The sequence below is a fragment of the Micromonospora sp. C28ISP2-4 genome, from assembly GCF_030519385.1.
GTDB lineage: Bacteria > Actinomycetota > Actinomycetes > Mycobacteriales > Micromonosporaceae > Micromonospora > Micromonospora tulbaghiae.
The window spans coordinates 935256-951252 of sequence record NZ_JAUMKG010000002.1; the positions used below are offsets into that span (position 1 = coordinate 935256).

Sequence of the window (15997 nt, forward strand, 5' to 3'; positions counted from 1 at the left end):
ACGCCCGCTCACAGCCGAGCGGGCTTCGCCGCCGGCACCTTCCTCACCGTCCGTACGTCCGTCGGAGTCTCCCGCTGGCGCGTATGGACACACGCCCTGCCGACGCGGCGATGCCTCGGGTCGCCAAAGGTCACTGCTCCCGGGCAAGTCGAAGCGGACCGCACCGCTCCAGCCCCTGAACGCGCCGGTCAGCCAAGATCACGTGCGCGCATCTGCCGCCGACCGCGCGCCTCTGACGGGCCGTCGAGTCCGCCCGGCGCCCCCGTTCCGCCCACGCCAACCCAGACGTGATGCGTCAGGCGCTCGACGGGCGGCTGTCGCGACCGTCGTTGCTGTCATCCGGCCGGATCGCGGCGGCTGCCGCCGCGAACTGCCTGATGGAATTGGAGCCCCCGGCCGGGATCGAACCGGCGACATCTCGCTTACAAGGCGAGTGCTCTGGCCAGCTGAGCTACAGGGGCGCGTGCGTCGGGCTCAGCATAGCGACTGAGCCCCGGAAATCCCGCCTCGCAGGGCTCCCGAGCACGGAAAACGTCGGCATCCCGACCGGTACGACCGATGGATCATCGCTCCGCCGCGCTCACAGGCGGGGAGATTGATACCTCGCAGTGCCCTCCTGACCGTTATGCGTATGCCATCCGTCCCATCCGACGTGGCACGTCTTGGCACGATCGCGAAAGCCGTTTACCGTGCAGTGACACGGACGACACTCCGGCCGGCCTCGGCTGCCTGAGCGACGACCCCGTTGGCCGGTGCCTTGGGCGCCGGTCGCTCCTTCACTCGGATCGTCCGGCACGTTCCTGCCGGTGAAAGGAAGCGCTCCATCATGGCTACGGTCACCTACGCGAAGGCGTCCCGGATCTATCCGGGCACCGAGCGCCCCGCCGTCAACCAGCTCGACCTCCAGATCGGTGACGGGGAGTTCCTCGTCCTGGTCGGCCCGTCCGGCTGCGGCAAGTCCACCAGCCTCCGGATGCTCGCCGGCCTGGAGGACGTCGACGACGGCGCGATCTACATCGACGACCGGGACGTCACCCACCTCCCGCCGAAGGCCCGCGACATCGCGATGGTCTTCCAGAACTACGCCCTCTACCCGCACATGACGGTGTACGAGAACATGGCGTTTGCGCTCAAGCTGCGCAAGACCTCGAAGTCGGAGATCGACCGGCGGGTCAAGGAGGCGGCCGGGCTGCTCCAGCTGGAGGAGTTCCTCAGCCGCAAGCCGAAGGCGCTCTCCGGCGGTCAGCGCCAGCGTGTCGCCATGGGCCGCGCGATCGTCCGCGAGCCGCAGGTCTTCCTCATGGACGAGCCGCTGTCGAACCTCGACGCCAAGCTGCGCGTGCAGACCCGTACCCAGATCGCCTCGCTCCAGGCGAAGCTCGGCGTCACCACCGTCTACGTCACCCACGACCAGGTCGAGGCCATGACCATGGGTCACCGGGTGGCGGTCATGCTGGACGGCGTGCTCCAGCAGGTGGACACCCCGCGGGCGCTCTACGACACCCCGGCCAACGTCTTCGTCGCCGGCTTCATGGGCTCCCCCGCCATGAACATCAAGACGGTGAAGCTGACCGAGCAGGGCGGCGCGTTCGCCGAGATGATCGTGCCGCTGACCCGCGAGCAGGTCCAGGCGGCCAGCGCCGAGGGCGGCGACGGCAAGGTCACCGTCGGCTTCCGGCCGGAGGACTGCGACCTGGTCAGCCCGTCCGAGGGCGGCATGCCGGTCGTGGTCGAGCTGGTCGAGGACCTCGGCTCGGACGCCAACGTCTACGGCCACGCCGCGCTGGAGGGCCACAACGAGCGGTTCGTGGTCCGTACCGACCGGCGCAGCATGCCGAACATGGGTGACACCGTGTTCGTCAAGCCGCGTACCGGACGCAGCCACGTCTTCCACGCTGCCACCGGCCAGCGGATCTGACGTACGCGAGAAAGGGGCGGCCCGCCACGGCGGACCGCCCCTTTTCGTTGCTCTCGATCAGGCCTCGACGGACCGGCGGCGGGCGACCTCGGCGAGCGTGACCGCGGCGGCCACGCTCGCGTTGAGCGACTCCACGTCGGAGACCATCGGGATGCTGACGGTCAGGTCGCAGGTCTCACCGACCAGGCGGGACAGCCCGCGCCCCTCCGAGCCGACCACCACGACGAGCGGGCCGACGGCGGCCTCCAGGTCGTACAGGTCGGTCTGTCCGTCGGCGTCCAGGCCGACCACGACGAAGCCGGCGTCCTTGCACGCCTTGAGCGACCGGGTCAGGTTGGTGACCTGGGCGACGGGCACGCGCGCGGCCGCGCCGGCGCTGGTCCGCCAGGCGGTCGCGGTGATTCCGGCGGCACGCCGTTCGGGTACGAAGACACCCTGCGCGCCGAACGCGGCGGCCGACCGGATGACCGCGCCGAGGTTGCGCGGGTCGGTGACGCCGTCCAGCGCGACGAGCAGCGGGGCGGCCTGTTCCAGCGCGGCGGCGACCAGGTCGTCGAACGGCTCGTAGGCGAACGGCGGCACCTGGAGGCCGACGCCCTGGTGCAGCACGCCGCCTGTCATCCGGTCCAGCTCGGCGCGGCTGACCTCCAGGATCGCGATGCCCCGGTCGGCGGCGGTGCGGACGATCTCCTTGACCCGGTCGTCGATGTCGATGCCCTGCGCGGTGTAGAGCGCGGTCGCTGGCACCTGGGTGCGCAGCGACTCCAGCACCGGATTGCGCCCGACCAGCAGCTCCGGGCTGTCCTTCGCCGGGTTGGCCTTGCGGCCCGGCGCGACCCGGGGCCCGGACCGGCCGCCGGCCGGCTTGCCGCCCCGCCCCTTGGTCGTGGGCGTGCCTCGGCCACCGCCCTTGCCCCAGGTGGTGTCCTTGGTGCCGGGCTGGCCGATCTTGGGCGCGCGGCCCTCCTCGGCGGCGGCGCGGCGCTCCTTGTCCTGCTTCCAGGCGGTGCGCTGGGGCAGCTTCTCGGTGCCCGAGTACGCCTTGTGCCAGGGCCGCTCGTCGGCGGGCAGCGTGCGGCCCCGCCCGGCGAGCGAGTCCTTGTTCTTGCCACCGGTGCCCTTGGGGGCGCCCGCCTTCGGCGTCAGTCGCCGGCCACGGCGCTGCGAGTTGCCGGCCATCAGTCCTGCTCTCCAATAGTCCAACGCGGGCCCTGGGGGGTGTCCTCGACGACCACGCCGGCCTGCTTGAGCTGGTCGCGTACGGCGTCGGCGGCAGCCCAGTCCTTGCGGCTGCGGGCCTGCGCGCGCTGCTCCAGGGCCAGCGCGATCAGGGAGTCCACCACGCCGCGCAGGTCGTCCGTGCGGCCGCCGCCGGTCCAGGCCGGGTCCAGGGGGTCGACGCCGAGGATATCCAGCATCGCCCGGGTGGCGGCCAGCGTCGTGCGGACGGTCACATCGTCGCCGGCGGTGAGCGCGGTGTTGCCGTCCCGGACCACCTCGTGCAGCGCCGCCAGCGCCGCTGACGTGTTGAGGTCGTCGTCCATCGCGGCCACGAAACCGGCCGGCAGGTCGCCGGGCCGGCCCGGGCCGACCCGCTCGGTCGCCCGCTGCACGAAGCCCTCGATCCGCCGGTACGCCACGGCGGCCTCGCGCAACGCGTCCTCGGAGTAGTCGATGCGGGACCGGTAGTGCGCGGCCACGTAGTAGTAACGCAGCTCCACCGGGCGGACCCCGAGCGAGGCCACGTAGTCGAGGTCGAGCGTGTTGCCGAGCGACTTGCCCATCTTCGTGCCGCCGATACCGAGCAGGCCGTGGTGCACCCAGTAGCGGGCGAACGGCAGGTCGGCGGCCTGCGACTGGGCGATCTCGTTCTCGTGGTGCGGGAACGTCAGGTCGAGCCCGCCGCCGTGGATGTCGAACTCGGGGCCCAGGTAGCGCCAGCACATGGCCGAGCACTCGATGTGCCAGCCGGGCCGGCCGCGGCCCCACGGCGACGGCCAGTAGGCGTCGGCCGGCTCGCCCGGCTTGGCGCCCTTCCAGAGCGCGAAGTCACGCGGGTCACGCTTGCCGCGGTCGGGGGCGTCGCCGGCGGGTTGCATGTCCGCCGGGGACTGGCCGGACAGCGAACCGTACGCGGGCCAGGAGGCCACGTCGAAGTAGACGTCGCCGGAGCCGTCGGTGGCCGGGTAGGCGTGGCCGGTCTCGATCAGCCGGGCGATCAGCTCGTGCATCTCCGGGATGTGCCCGGTGGCCCGCGGCTCGTACGTGGGCGGGAGCACGTTGAGCGCCCGGTAGGAGGCGGTGAGGATCTGCTCGTTCGCGTACGCGATCGACCAGAACGGCCGGTCCTGCTCCATCGCCTTGGCCAGGACCTTGTCGTCGATGTCGGTCAGGTTGCGGATGAACGTGACCTCGAAGCCCTTGCTCACCAGCCAGCGGCGCAGCACGTCGTAGTTGACGCCGGAGCGAAGGTGGCCGATGTGCGGCGGGGCCTGGAGCGTGAGACCACACAGGTAGACCCCCACCTTGCCGGCTTCCCGCGGGACGAAGTCCCGCACCGATCGGGTGGCGGTGTCATACAGGCGTAGCGTCACCTCACAAGGGTAGCCGTCCGCACATTTCCGGGTTGGCCGGAGCCGGGTCGTACGCTGCGTGCTGTGGACACGGCGGCGCGCACGGGAGAGACGGCACAGACCCTGGACCGGGGTCTGCGGCTGCTGCACCTGGTCGCGGACGCGCCGGGCGGGCTGACGGTCACCGAGGCGGCGCACCGGCTGGGCATCGGCCGGGCGGCCGTCTACCGGCTGGTCGGCGCGCTGACCAGCCACGGGATGCTCCGGCGCGACGGCGAGGGCCGCCTGCGTATCGGCGTGGGCGTGCTGCATCTGGCCCGCCGCGCCCAGCCGCTGCTGGCCGAGGGCGCGCTGCCGGCGCTGCGCCGGCTCGCCGAGGGCACCGGGGCGACCGCTCACCTGACAGTGGTCGAGGGCGGCGAGGGGGTAGCGCTCGCGGTGGTCGAGCCGAGCTGGACGTCGTTCCACGTGGCGTACCGGACCGGCACCCGGCACCCGCTGGAGCGGGGGGCCGCCGGCCGGGCGGTGCTGGCCGGGCGGACCGGCGATCCGGGGCCGGTGAGCACCAGCGGCGAGCTTCAGTCGGGGGCGTACGGGGTGGCCGCGCCGGTGCTCGGCGTGCCGGGTCTGGAGGGCAGCGTCGGGGTGGTGTCGCTGACCCCGCTCGACGTGGCCGACGTCGGCGCCCAGGTCACCGCCGCGGCCGAGGCGGTCGCCGCCGCGCTCTCCTGACCCCCGCAGGCCCTCACGCCAGCTCGGCGAAGTGGTCACATCAGCGCACCCGAACCGCCCGCCTCCACACACCCTCACGCCAGCTCGGCGAAACGGTTGCATCAAGCGGCCCGGATACCGCCACCTCCCCGAAGTGGAGTCGATCAAGACAGGTCTTGCTGTCCAGCCCACCCTCACGCCACTACGCCGAGGTGGTCACATCGGCGCACCCAGGCCAATCCCTCCACGCTCCCTCACGCCAGCTCGCCGGAACGGCTGTATCAAGGCGAACGGATGCCGCCACCTCCCCGAGGTGGAGTGGATCATGCGCAAGTCGAGGGCCTTAGCACATGGACAGGCCGGGTGGGGGTTGTCCACAGGGTGCGGTGGGCGGCGCGGCTGCGGCTGTCCACAGGGGTACCGATCTCGACCCGTGCGCCGCCACGCTCGCCACATGCCACCTCATCCTCATCGACCACCGGAGTTGGCCTGGCAGGTCTTCCGGGGCTCGGAAGCGATCCGGCGCGGGCTGTTGTCCCGGCATCATCTGCGCGGCTCGTCCTGGATCCGGCTCCGGCAGGACGTCTACGCCGACGCGCGGCTCGACCGCGACCACGCGCTGGCCTGCCGCGCGGCGCTGCTACGCATGCCACCCGGCGCGGCGATCGCCGGCCCTTCGGCCGCCTACCTGCACGGGGTCGAGCACGCCGCGGGCTTCACCGACGACGTGCACGTCCTGCTGCCGGCCACGGTCCGGGCCGACTCCCAGCCGGGTGTCCGGGTGCACCACGCCCCGATGTCGAGCACCCGCAGCGGCCTCCTGGTTCCCGTGGGCAGCGCCGCACCCGCGCGCACGAGCCCACCCGTCGGCCAGAGGTCGCCCGCCGGTTCGAGCCCGCCCGCAGACACCCGGACCCCCGGCGCGGTGATGAACCTGGCCGGGCCTCCGCCCCGCACCGAGCCGGCCGCCTGTGCCTGGGAGACGGCGGTCTGGGCCGATCCGGTGGAGGCGGTCGGCATCGTCGACGGGCTGCTGCGTACCGGTTCGGTGAACCGGTCGGCGCTGGCGAGCGAGGCCGCCCGGAACGCGTGTCGCCCCGGTGGGCGCCGGGCGGCGTGGGTGTTCGGCCTGACCGACGGGCTGGCCCAGTCCCCGCCCGAGTCCCATCTGCGGGTCCGTCTCGTTCTCGCCGGCCTGCCCCGCCCGGTGGCCCAGTATCCGGTGCGGGTGTCGACCGGCCTGATCCTGCACCCCGACCTGGCCTGGCCGGAGTTCCGGGTCGCCGTCGAGTACGACGGTCAGTGGCACTCCGACGCGGACCGGATGCATCTCGACCGGCGGCGGCTCAACCAGCTCGTCGCAGCCGGCTGGCTGGTGCTGCACGTGACCGGCCGCCGCCTGCGCAAGGAGTTCCCCACCCTGGTCCGGGAGATCCGCGCCGCGCTGGTGGCCCGGGGATGGCGCCCGTGACACGGGCCGGAACGCCGAGGTGGCGGCGTCCGGGTGATCCGGACACCGCCACCACGGGAAAACAGTCGTTACGGTCGCACGTTCGGCTTGACCGGGGTCTTCACCGCGGCGTAGGCGTCGACGATGCCGTAGCCGTAGAAGCCGTTGAAGTTCAGCGAGCCCGCGCAGTACGCGTCGAACTCGGCGTCCCGGCCCTCGTTGGTGTAGCTCTGCAGCCGCGGCTCCGGGCAGGCGTGCTCGGCCGCCGTCCGGTAGAGGTGCTGCTCGACCAGGTTCGGCGCCATGCCGTAGCCGTTGCGGCCCTCCTTCTTGCCGTGCTTGCTGACGATCAGCGCCGCCACGCCCGAGACGTGCGGGGACGCCATCGAGGTGCCCTGGAGGTAGGTGTAGTAGCCACACTCACCCTTGGCGGTGCACTGCTTGAACACCGAGTTCTCGAAGCCGGCGACGATGTTGCCGTTCTCGTCGACCGACCCCTCCTCCTGCAGAACCTTCTTCGGGTACGTGGAGAGGATCATGTTGGCGTCGGTACGGTACGTGTCGGTGCCGAAGCCGTCGCGGAACCAGCCACCCGGCGCCGCCACCGAGATCTGCTCGGTGCCGTAGTTCGAGTAGTCCGACTTCTTGCCGGACGGGCCGACCGCCGACACGCCGATCACGTGCGGACCCTCGACCGGCAGGTCCCAGCAGGTCGCGTTGTCGATCGGGCGCGGGTACGGGTCGGCGCCGTAGTCCGGGCTGCTCACGTCGGTGCGCGGCGCGCCCAGGTCCTCGTGGTTGTTGCCGAGCGAGCCGACGAGCGTGACGCCGTTGCGGTGCGCGAAGTTGAGCGCCCGCTTCATCGCCTCGATGACGGTGCGCTGCTCGGCCTGCGCCTCCGGCGAGTCGGCCGGGTTGGCGGTGCAGTTGTAGAGCCACGGGTCGACGTAGAAGGACATGTTCACCACGTCCAGCCCGGAACGGCCCGCGTGCACCAGGCCGTTCACCACCGGGTTGAGGAAGAAGTAGCCGCTGTCCTGGCCACCCTTCAGCTCGACCAGGGAGACGTTCGGGGCCACGCCGGAGAGGCCGAAGCCGTTCGCGGCGGCACCGATGGTGCCGGCCACGTGCGTGCCGTGTCCGCCGTCGTCGGTGCCGACCGGGTCGAGGCAGCTCGCCACCTCGCACGGGCCGTCGACCTCGGGGATGTCCGGGGCGAAGTTGCGCGACAGCGCCCAGTTGAAGTTCGGCGCCAGGTCGGGCTGGCTGGCGTCGACGCCGGTGTCCAGGATGCCGACGGTGACCCGGCGGTCGCCCGGCTCGATCTTCCGGGCCTTGTCGGCCCGGATCATGTCCAGACCCCAGAGCTTGTCGTCGAGCGGGTCCATCTTCTTGCCGTTGCCCTTGGCGGCCTTGCCCTTGGTCGCCGCGGCGGCCAGCAGGTGCTCCTGCTCGACCCGGTCCAGCTTCGGCTTGCGGCCGATCGCCTTCTCCTCGGCCGCGCCGACCAGCGCGCCGGCCGCGGTGGCCCGGCTGGCGAAGTCCGCTCGGTCGCTTCTGACCTGGAAGAGGCCGACGTCGTCGGTGCGGGCGACGACCTTGCCGCCGGCGGCGGTGATCGCGGCGACCGCGGCGTCGCTGGAGACACCGCTCTCGGCCAGCACGGTGAAGGTCCGGAACTCCGACGGCGCGGCGTTCGCCGGGATGCTCAGGCCGGTCACCGTGAGTGCCAGCGAGGCCGCAGCCGCGACCGCGCCGACGGTGAAGCGCTTGCTCACCACATCAGATCCTCTCGTTGAGGGACGTGGTGTCATCCCACATCACGGGAGCAGGTTCCGCCAGATCGACGTCCGTTATCGGCGGCAACTAGGCATTCGCGTTCGTCAAGGTGGTGAGCACCGTGTGCAGTCCGGCGAGTGTGGACACCTCGGCGTCCGGCTCGAGGCCGCGCGGGCGGGGCAGTCCGGCCCGGTTGAGCCAGACGGCACGCAGTCCGGCCCGCTGGGCGGCGACCACGTCGTGCTCCGGCGAGTCACCCACGTGCACGATGTGCGCGGCGGGCAGCCCGGTCGCCGCCACCACCGCCGCGAAGAAGTCCGGCGCCGGCTTCTTGGGCAGGCCGCCCTCGTGCGCGTACACCTCGAACGCGAACTGCCCGGCGAGGCCGCAGCGTTCGGCGCGGCTGTTGCCGTTCGTGGCGAAGCCCAGCAGGTGGTGCGGGCGCAGCGCCGCCAGCGCGGGCAGCACGTCCGGGAAGGGGCGGCTCAGCGCGTACCGGCGGGCGAAGAACAACGCCGCGAACTCGTCCAGGTCCGCCTCCAGCCCGGCCCGGGCCAGCGAACGGGCCAGGGCGGCCCGCCGGATCTCCTGCACCGGGGCGGCGCTGAGCGCGCCGAAGACCGCACCCCAGTCGCCCTCCAGGTCGGCGAGCACCACTCCGGCCGCCGCCGGAGTCCGCCGCCGCATCTCCTCCAGTACGGCGACGAGCGCGCCGGTGAGCGCCGGGCGCAGGTCGACGAGTGTCTCGTCCGCGTCGAAGACGACGGCGCCGAGCGGCCCGCTCATCGGTCGCCGGCCAGCACCGGTTCGGCCGGCACGGACGCCGACGGTGTGCCCCGCAGTTCGTCCGCCCGGACCAGGGCGACGCCGCCGAGGATGAGCACGCCGCCGGCCAGCTGGATCAGGCTGGGCAGTTCGTCGAGCACCAGCCAGGCGATCAGCACCGCGAACATCACCTCGGTCAGCCCCACGAAGGAGGACAGCCGCGCCCCGAGCAGCCGGGTGCCCGCGACACCAGCCAGGTACGCGACCACGGCGGCGATCAGCGACAGCCCGGCGATCGGCACCAGCCAGCTCACCCGGTGCCCGCCGAAGGTGACGTCGGCGGTGCCGGCGGCGAGCGGCAGCGCCCCGATGCCGCCGAGCAGCAGGAGCGCCAGCGCGCCGACGGCCATGCCGCCACTGGCCATCACCACCGAGGGCAGGCCCGCGTCGATCCGGCCGGCGATGACGAAGTATCCGGCCAGCCCGACGCCCGCGCCGAGACCCCAGAGCACGCCCACCGGGTCGAGTCGCCCGGCGCCGGTGAGGTCGAGGACGAGGACCAGCCCGCACAGGGCGGTGACCGAGCCGGCCACTGTGAGCAGCCGGGGGCGCTGCCCGTGGACCAGCCACATCCACCCGACCACGAGCACGATGCCGAGGTATTCCAGCAGGAGCGCCACGCCGACCGGGAGGTAGCGGACCGCGTTGAAGAAGCACGCCTGCGCCGTTGCCACGCCGAGCAGCCCGAACAGGACCACGCTCACCGCGTTGCGGCGCAGCACGGCCCACCTTCCGCGCAACGCCAGCACGGCGGGAACGGCGAGCACCAGCGCGGCGATGCCCACCCGGGCGATCACCACAGCGACCGCTGACCACTCGCCGGTGATCAGCGGACGGGCGAAGGTCCCCGAGGTGGCGAACGTGATCGCGGAGAGCAGTGCCAGACCGAGCCCGGCGCCGGACCGTTCACGCATCGGGAGCTCCTGGTCATGAGTAAAGGGAGGTTATGCTGATGACGCTAGGCGCAGCCTCCGACAGGAGTCAAGTTGCTTTTCGCTCATGACACCGAATGCGCGCTGGTCGCCGCCGCCGCGCTGGTGAACACCGCCGGTGACCGGGACGGGCTGCCCGACGTGGCCGCCCTGGACGCCTTCTTCACCGCCCACGGGTGGAGCGGCCGGCACGAGCACACCGACGCCGAACTGCGCCAGGTCCGCGCGCTGCGGCCCCGGCTGCGCCGCATCTGGTACGCCGACATCGACGAGGTGGTGGCGATCGTCAACGGGCTGCTGCGCGAGTCGCACGCGCTGCCGCAGCTCGTCCGGCACGACGACGAGCCGTACCACGTGCACGCCGTGCCACGGGACGCGCCGCTGGCGACCCGGATGGCGGTCGAGGCCGCGATGGGGATGGCCGACCTGGTCCGGATGGGCGAGCTGAGCCGGCTGCGGCACTGCGACCACCCCGACTGCGACAACGTGCTGGTCGACCTGTCCCGGAACCGGTCCCGCCGGTTCTGTGACGCAGGCTGCGGCAACCGGGCCGCGGTGAGCGCCTACCGGGCCCGCAGGGCCGCCGCGTCCCACTCCTGACGCGTCGCGGGCCAGGCGTCGCGGGCCAGCTCGTACTCCACCTCGCCGTGCTCCGTACCCGGGATCGGGTCCTCGAAGGCCAGGTGGAACGTGCGGACGTAGCGCAACCCGGCGCGGGCCATGACCGCGCGGGAGCGGTCGTTGACAGCCATCGTCTGGGCCCACACCCGGCGGACGCCGACCGTGTCGAACGCGTGCCGCACCAGCGCCCGCGCGCCCTCGGTGGCCAGCCCGTGTCCCCATGTCGCGCGACGCAGCCGGTAGCCCAGCTCCCCCTCGGCGCCGTCGTCGGACGGGTCGAGCGAGTGCCAGCCGAGGAACTCGCCGGTGAACCGGTCGAGCGTCGCCCAGCGGCCGAGCCCAGGAAATCTGTCGTACTGCGCCAGCAGCCGGGGCAGCACCTCGTCCCGGTACGTCGCGGCCGGGGTCGGCACGCCTCCCGTCAGGAAGCGCATGACCTCCGGGTCGGCGTCCAGCGCCACCAGCCGGTCCACGTCGTCCATGGTGAACCGGCGCAGCGTCAGCCGCGCGGTCTCCAGCAACACGCCGTCGTCACGCACCGTCGGATCATGCCGCGCCCATCGTGACGGGTCGAGGCAATTACCGGCGCCGGGTCAGGGATGCGTCATCCGCAGCAGGTCCAGCGCCTCGTCCAGCTGGGTCTCGGTGAGCTTGCCCGAGTCGACGTGACCCCGGGAGATCACCACCTCGCGGATGGACACCTGCCTGGCCAGCGCCTCCTTGGCGATCGAGGCGGCCTCGTCGTACCCGAGATGACGGTTGAGCGGGGTGACGATCGACGGCGAGCCCTCCGCGTACGCCAGGCAGACCTCGGCGTCCGCGACCAGGCCGGCCACCAGCCGCTCGGCGAACAGCCGGCTGGACGCGGCGATCAGCTTGATCGACTCCAGCAGGTTGCGGCCCATCACCGGGAGCATCACGTTCAGCTCGAAGTCGCCCTGCGACCCGGCGAACGCCACCGCCGCGTCGTTGCCGATCACCTGGGCGCAGACCTGCCGCATCGCCTCGGCCACCACCGGGTTGACCTTGCCCGGCATGATCGACGAACCCGGCTGGAGGTCGGGGATGCGCAGCTCACGCAGCCCGGCGCGCGGGCCGGAGCCCATCCAACGCACGTCGTTGGCGATCTTGTAGAGGCCGACCGCGATGGTACGGAGCTGCCCGGACGTCTCCACCAGAGCGTCCCGGGCACCCTGCGCCTCGAAATGGTTGCGCGCCTCGGTCAGCGGCAGGCCGGTGGACTCCCGCAGCTTGCCGATCACCCGGTCGGCGAAACCCAGCGGCGTGTTGATGCCGGTGCCCACAGCGGTGCCACCCAGCGGCAGCTCGGCCAGCCGGGGCAGCACCGACTCCAGCCGCTCGACGCCGTAGCGCACCTGCGCGGCGTAGCCGCCGAACTCCTGCCCGAGCGTGACCGGCGTGGCGTCCATCAGGTGGGTACGCCCCGCCTTGACCACCGTCTCGAACTCGGCCGCCTTCTCCTCCAGCGCCCCCGCGAGCTGCTTCAGCGACGGGATCAGATCCTCCACCACGAACTGGGTGGCGGCCAGGTGGATCGAGGTGGGGAACACGTCGTTGCTGGACTGCGACGCGTTGACGTGGTCGTTCGGGTGCACGTCGCGGCCCAGCTCCCGGCCGGCCAGCGTGGCGATCACCTCGTTTGTGTTCATGTTGGACGACGTGCCGGAGCCGGTCTGGAACACGTCGACCGGGAACTGGTCGTCGTAGCCGCCCTCGGCCACGTGCGCGGCGGCGGTGGCGATCGCCTGCGCCACGTCCGCGTCGATCACCCCGAGCTCACCGTTGACCAGGGCGGCCGCCCCCTTGATCTGGGCCAGGGCCTTGATCTGGGCCGGTTCCAGCCCGCGCCCCGAGATCGGGAAGTTCTGCACCGCGCGCTGGGTCTGCGCCCGCCACAGCGCCTCGGCGGGCACCTCCACCTCGCCCATCGAGTCGCGTTCGATCCGGTAGCCGGTCGCCTCTGGAGTCGTCACGCGTTCCATCCTGCCGCGCCGCCGGTCGGTGTGCAGGGAAAGTGGCGCGGCCCTCAGCCCAGCTCGGCGAGCAGCCTCTCGGTCTCCCGCCGGTCCGGCGACTCGACCTGGCGGAACAGCGCCACCGCCCGCGCGGCGTACCGGCGGGCCTGGGCCGGGTCGGTGTGCCGCAGGCACCGGGCGAGGCCGTCCAGGGCCCGGGCCTGCTCGTAGCGCAGGCGCAGTCGCGTGGCGTCGTCCAGCACCCGGCGGTGCAGGTCGACCGCGGCGTCGACGTCGCCCAGATCGTGCAGGGCGCGGGCGAGGAGGTTACGGGAGGCGCACTGCCCGATCCGGTCCCCCGCGTCGGTCATCGCGAGCAGGGCGGCCCGGTGCTGGGCGGCGGCCTCGGCCGGGCGGCCCGCCTCACGCTCCATCATGCCGATCTCGTTGAGGATCTCCCCCTCACCGAACCGGTTCGCGGTGGTCCGCTTGAGGTGCAGCGCCGCCCGGAGCAGCCGGCGGGCCGGCCCGGTGTGACCGAGGCGGTGCCGGATCATGCCGAGGTGGCCGACGGCGTTCGAGGTGTGCCGCGGATCCCCGGCCTCCCTGCTCAGGACGATGTGCCGGCGGGCCGCCCGCAGGGCCAGGTCGTACCGGCCACGGAACAGCTCGGCGACCGACAGCATGTTGAACAGGCTGGAGATGGTCGCCGCGTCGTCCGGGTAGCGGCTGATCCCCAGCGCCTCGTCGACGTACCGGACGCAGCGCTCCGCGTCGTCCGTCCCGAAACACACGGCGGCGAGGTTGGAGAGCGCTTGGACCTGCTCCCGGCGCAGCCCGAGCCGACGGTACCTGTCGACGCCCGCCTCCAGGAACCGGATCGCCTCCGCAAAGTCCCCGAGCCGGAACTTCGCCGAGGCGAGGTAGTTCATGGTGATGGCCACTGCTTCCTCGTCGCCCGACCCGACGGCGGCGCGCAGCGCCACTTCGTGCGTCTCGACCAGCTCGTCGAGGTGGCCACCGACGAAGTTGGACCACCAGCACGCCCGGGTCAGCTGCCAGCAGTACGCCGCAAGGCCCTCCGACTCGGCCAGGTGCACCAGCCCGACAAGAGCCGCCCGGTTCTCGTCGAACCAGGACTGACCCGGCCTGTCCTGGACCGGCAACAGGTCGGGGCGGCGTGGCGGCGGGAAGGCGACCTGGCTCAGCGCGCCCATCTTCGTCTCGGCGGTCATCGCCAGGCCGACCGCCACCTGGAGGTGATGGTCGAGCAGGTGTGCCACCGCCGTCCGGCGCTCGTCCGGACGCTCCGTCTCGGCCAGCAACCGACGGGCGTAATCCCGGAGCAGGTCGTGGAGGCGGTACCGGCCCGGCGCGGTCTCCTCGGCCAGGTGCACGTCCACCAGTTCGTCCAGCAGGTCCTGCGCCTCCGGCAGTGGCACGTCGGCGAGCGCCGCCGCCACCCGGTTGTCGAACCGTACGCCGGGGTGGAGTCCGAGCAGCCGGAACAGCCGCCGGGCCGGTGCCGAGACCTGCGCGTACGAGAGCGTGAAGGCGTCGCCGACGGACCGCTCCCCGACGGCCAGCTCGGCCAGCGAGTCCTGCGCCTCGGCCAGCCGCCGTGCCAGGTCGGCGACCCGCCAGTGCGGGCGGTGCGCGAGCCGGGAACCGGCCAGCCGGATGGCGAGCGGCAGATGACCGCACCGCCGGACCACCTCGGCGGCGGCGGCCGGCTCGGCGCCCACCCGGTCGGCGCCGACGATCCGGCCGAGCAGTTCGACGGCCTCGTCCGGGTCCAGGACGGGCAGCGAGTGGGGACGTCCCTCGTCCAGGCCGGCCAGCCGGCGCCGGCTGGTCACCAGCACGAGATTGTCCGGACCGCTGGGCAGCAGCGCCGCGGCCTGGGCGGCGCTCGCCGCGTTGTCGAGCACCACCACGGTCCGCCGGTCGGCCAGTTCGGAGCGCCACATGGCAAGCCGGTCCTCCGCGTCGACCGGCACCCGCTCGGCGGGCACGCCGAGCTGTCGCAGCAGGGTGGCCGCGGCCGCCGCGGGTGTCAGCGGGCTGCGCTCGCTGTAGCCGTGCAGGTCGATGAAGAGTGCCGCGTCGGGGAACCGCTCGCGCAACGCGGTCGCGACCTGGACGGCGAGGGTCGTCTTGCCGCTGCCGGCCATCCCGTCGATCAGGTACAGCCGCGTCCCCTCCTCGACGATGTCCTTGACCAGCCGCGCCATGGTCTGCTGACGGCCGGTGAAGTCCCGGATGGCCCGGGGCAGCGTGCGTACGGGCGCCGCCGGGCGCGGGCCGGCCGCCTCGTCACCGGCCAGCACGCGCTGGTGCAGTTCCTGCAACGCCGCGCCGGGCTCGATGCCCAGTTCCTCGGCGTAGATCCGCCGGCCCTCCCGGTAGACAGCGAGCGCGTCCGCCTGCCGGCCGATCGCCGCGAGTGCCAGCATCAGCTGCCCTCGCAACCGTTCCCGCAGCGGGTTGTTCTCGACCGCCTCGGTGAGTTCGTCGACCAGTTCGGCCCCCCGGCGCAGCCGCAGCTCGACGTCGACGCAGTCCTCCAGCACCGCGAGCCGTTGCTCGTCGAGTGCCTGGGCCCGCAGTCGCACCAGCCGGGCCGGGATACCGGCGAGCGCCGGACCGCGCCACAGCGCCAGGGCGGCCCGGTAGTGGCGGCGGGCCTCGGTCAGCCGGCCGGCGGCCGCCTCGGCGCGGGCCGCCTCCACGGCACGGGCGAACATGTCGGCGTCGAGGTCGTCCGGCTCGATCCGGATGCCGTAGCCCGCCGGGTCGGTGACGATGGTCGCGGCCGGCAGCCCGAGCGCCGCGAACCGCTGCCGCAGTCGCGACACACAGATCTGGAGCTGGGTCCGCGCGGTCGCCGGGGGACGTTCCTCCCAGACGGCGTCGACCAGATCCTCGGTCGGCACCACCCGGCCGGGGCGCAGCAACAGCATGGCGAGCACGGTGCGATCCCGGCCCGCGGTGACGGTGGCTTCGCCGCCGCCGACCCGCAAGGGCCCCAAGATCCCGAATCGCATCCGCGCCCCCGCCTGCCGCCATGCAACTTCCAGCAGCGTAGCCCGACGGTCACCGAGCGGCGCGACGAGGCGATAGCGATCCGATAGCGACGGCACACAGACTCGTCGCGGGTTGTCGGTCACGGCATCCGACGGGGGCGGTGCGCCTGACCGGCCACTCGGCCG

Annotated in this window: 12 protein-coding genes and 1 tRNA gene; 4 read left to right on the plus strand and 9 right to left on the minus strand. The window is 72.7% G+C overall.

The genetic code is table 11. From position 1 onward, the window contains the following. Positions 1-384 precede the first annotated feature (384 nt). Positions 385-461: transfer RNA gene (locus Q3W68_RS13205), tRNA-Thr, on the minus strand. A gap of 365 nt (positions 462-826) precedes the next feature. Here Q3W68_RS13205 and Q3W68_RS13210 point away from each other — a divergent pair. Continuing rightward, positions 827-1918 carry an ABC transporter ATP-binding protein gene (locus Q3W68_RS13210; RefSeq protein ID WP_166457737.1) on the plus strand — a complete coding sequence of 364 codons (1092 nt, stop codon included), beginning with the start codon at positions 827-829 and terminating at the stop codon, positions 1916-1918. 57 nt (positions 1919-1975) lie between these two features. Here Q3W68_RS13210 and rlmB read toward each other — a convergent pair whose 3' ends face one another. Further along, the gene (gene rlmB, locus Q3W68_RS13215) at positions 1976-3097 is read right to left on the minus strand and encodes a 23S rRNA (guanosine(2251)-2'-O)-methyltransferase RlmB (RefSeq protein ID WP_302905649.1); all 1122 of its coding nucleotides are present in this window, start codon (positions 3095-3097) and stop codon (positions 1976-1978) included. After that, a complete protein-coding gene (cysS, locus tag Q3W68_RS13220; RefSeq protein WP_302905650.1) occupies positions 3097-4512 on the minus strand; it encodes a cysteine--tRNA ligase in 1416 nt (471 codons plus the stop codon). The genes rlmB and cysS overlap by 1 nt, the downstream gene beginning before the upstream one ends. Before the next feature lie 63 nt (positions 4513-4575). On the opposite strand from cysS, the gene Q3W68_RS13225 reads away from it, so the two are divergent. Further along, entirely contained in the window at positions 4576-5223 is a 648-nt protein-coding gene (locus tag Q3W68_RS13225; protein WP_302905651.1) for an IclR family transcriptional regulator, read from the plus strand. A gap of 433 nt (positions 5224-5656) precedes the next feature. Next, the gene (locus Q3W68_RS13230) at positions 5657-6673 is read left to right on the plus strand and encodes a hypothetical protein (RefSeq protein WP_302905652.1); all 1017 of its coding nucleotides are present in this window, start codon (positions 5657-5659) and stop codon (positions 6671-6673) included. Positions 6674-6741: 68 nt separating this feature from the next. Here the strand turns inward: Q3W68_RS13230 and Q3W68_RS13235 are convergent, their stop codons facing one another. From Q3W68_RS13235 to Q3W68_RS13245, 3 genes are all read right to left on the minus strand, one after another. Next, entirely contained in the window at positions 6742-8430 is a 1689-nt protein-coding gene (locus tag Q3W68_RS13235; RefSeq protein WP_302905653.1) for a S8 family serine peptidase, read from the minus strand. An 88-nt stretch (positions 8431-8518) separates the two neighbouring features. Then, entirely contained in the window at positions 8519-9217 is a 699-nt protein-coding gene (locus tag Q3W68_RS13240) for an HAD family hydrolase (RefSeq protein ID WP_302905654.1), read from the minus strand. Then, positions 9214-10170, minus strand: coding sequence for a DMT family transporter (locus Q3W68_RS13245; protein ID WP_302905655.1), 957 nt, complete (start codon positions 10168-10170; stop codon positions 9214-9216). The genes Q3W68_RS13240 and Q3W68_RS13245 overlap by 4 nt, the downstream gene beginning before the upstream one ends. 72 nt (positions 10171-10242) lie before the next feature. Between Q3W68_RS13245 and Q3W68_RS13250 the strand changes: the two genes are divergently transcribed. Beyond that, positions 10243-10788 (plus strand): CGNR zinc finger domain-containing protein, encoded by a 546-nt coding sequence (locus tag Q3W68_RS13250; RefSeq protein WP_302905656.1) that lies wholly within the window; start codon positions 10243-10245, stop codon positions 10786-10788. Here the strand turns inward: Q3W68_RS13250 and Q3W68_RS13255 are convergent. From Q3W68_RS13255 to Q3W68_RS13265, 3 genes are read right to left on the minus strand one after another with little or no spacing between them, the layout of a single operon-like run. Beyond that, entirely contained in the window at positions 10752-11348 is a 597-nt protein-coding gene (locus Q3W68_RS13255; RefSeq protein WP_302905657.1) for a GNAT family N-acetyltransferase, read from the minus strand. The genes Q3W68_RS13250 and Q3W68_RS13255 overlap by 37 nt on opposite strands. Positions 11349-11402: 54 nt before the next feature. Further along, positions 11403-12812 carry a class II fumarate hydratase gene (locus tag Q3W68_RS13260; RefSeq protein ID WP_302905658.1) on the minus strand — a complete coding sequence of 470 codons (1410 nt, stop codon included), beginning with the start codon at positions 12810-12812 and terminating at the stop codon, positions 11403-11405. A 44-nt stretch (positions 12813-12856) separates the two neighbouring features. Beyond that, positions 12857-15832 (minus strand): AfsR/SARP family transcriptional regulator, encoded by a 2976-nt coding sequence (locus Q3W68_RS13265; RefSeq protein ID WP_302905659.1) that lies wholly within the window; start codon positions 15830-15832, stop codon positions 12857-12859. Between the last annotated feature and the right edge of the window lie 165 nt (positions 15833-15997).

Bases quoted from the DNA above. Each gene is read 5' to 3' on its own strand.
- Q3W68_RS13260 (WP_302905658.1), bottom strand. From the start codon at position 12,812: ATGGAACGCGTGACGACTCCAGAGGCGACCGGCTACCGGATCGAACGC.
- Q3W68_RS13210 (WP_166457737.1), top strand. From the start codon at position 827: ATGGCTACGGTCACCTACGCGAAGGCGTCCCGGATCTATCCGGGCACC.
- Q3W68_RS13265 (WP_302905659.1), bottom strand. From the start codon at position 15,832: ATGCGATTCGGGATCTTGGGGCCCTTGCGGGTCGGCGGCGGCGAAGCC.
- rlmB (WP_302905649.1), bottom strand. From the start codon at position 3,097: ATGGCCGGCAACTCGCAGCGCCGTGGCCGGCGACTGACGCCGAAGGCG.
- Q3W68_RS13230 (WP_302905652.1), top strand. From the start codon at position 5,657: ATGCCACCTCATCCTCATCGACCACCGGAGTTGGCCTGGCAGGTCTTC.
- Q3W68_RS13240 (WP_302905654.1), bottom strand. From the start codon at position 9,217: ATGAGCGGGCCGCTCGGCGCCGTCGTCTTCGACGCGGACGAGACACTC.
- Q3W68_RS13245 (WP_302905655.1), bottom strand. From the start codon at position 10,170: ATGCGTGAACGGTCCGGCGCCGGGCTCGGTCTGGCACTGCTCTCCGCG.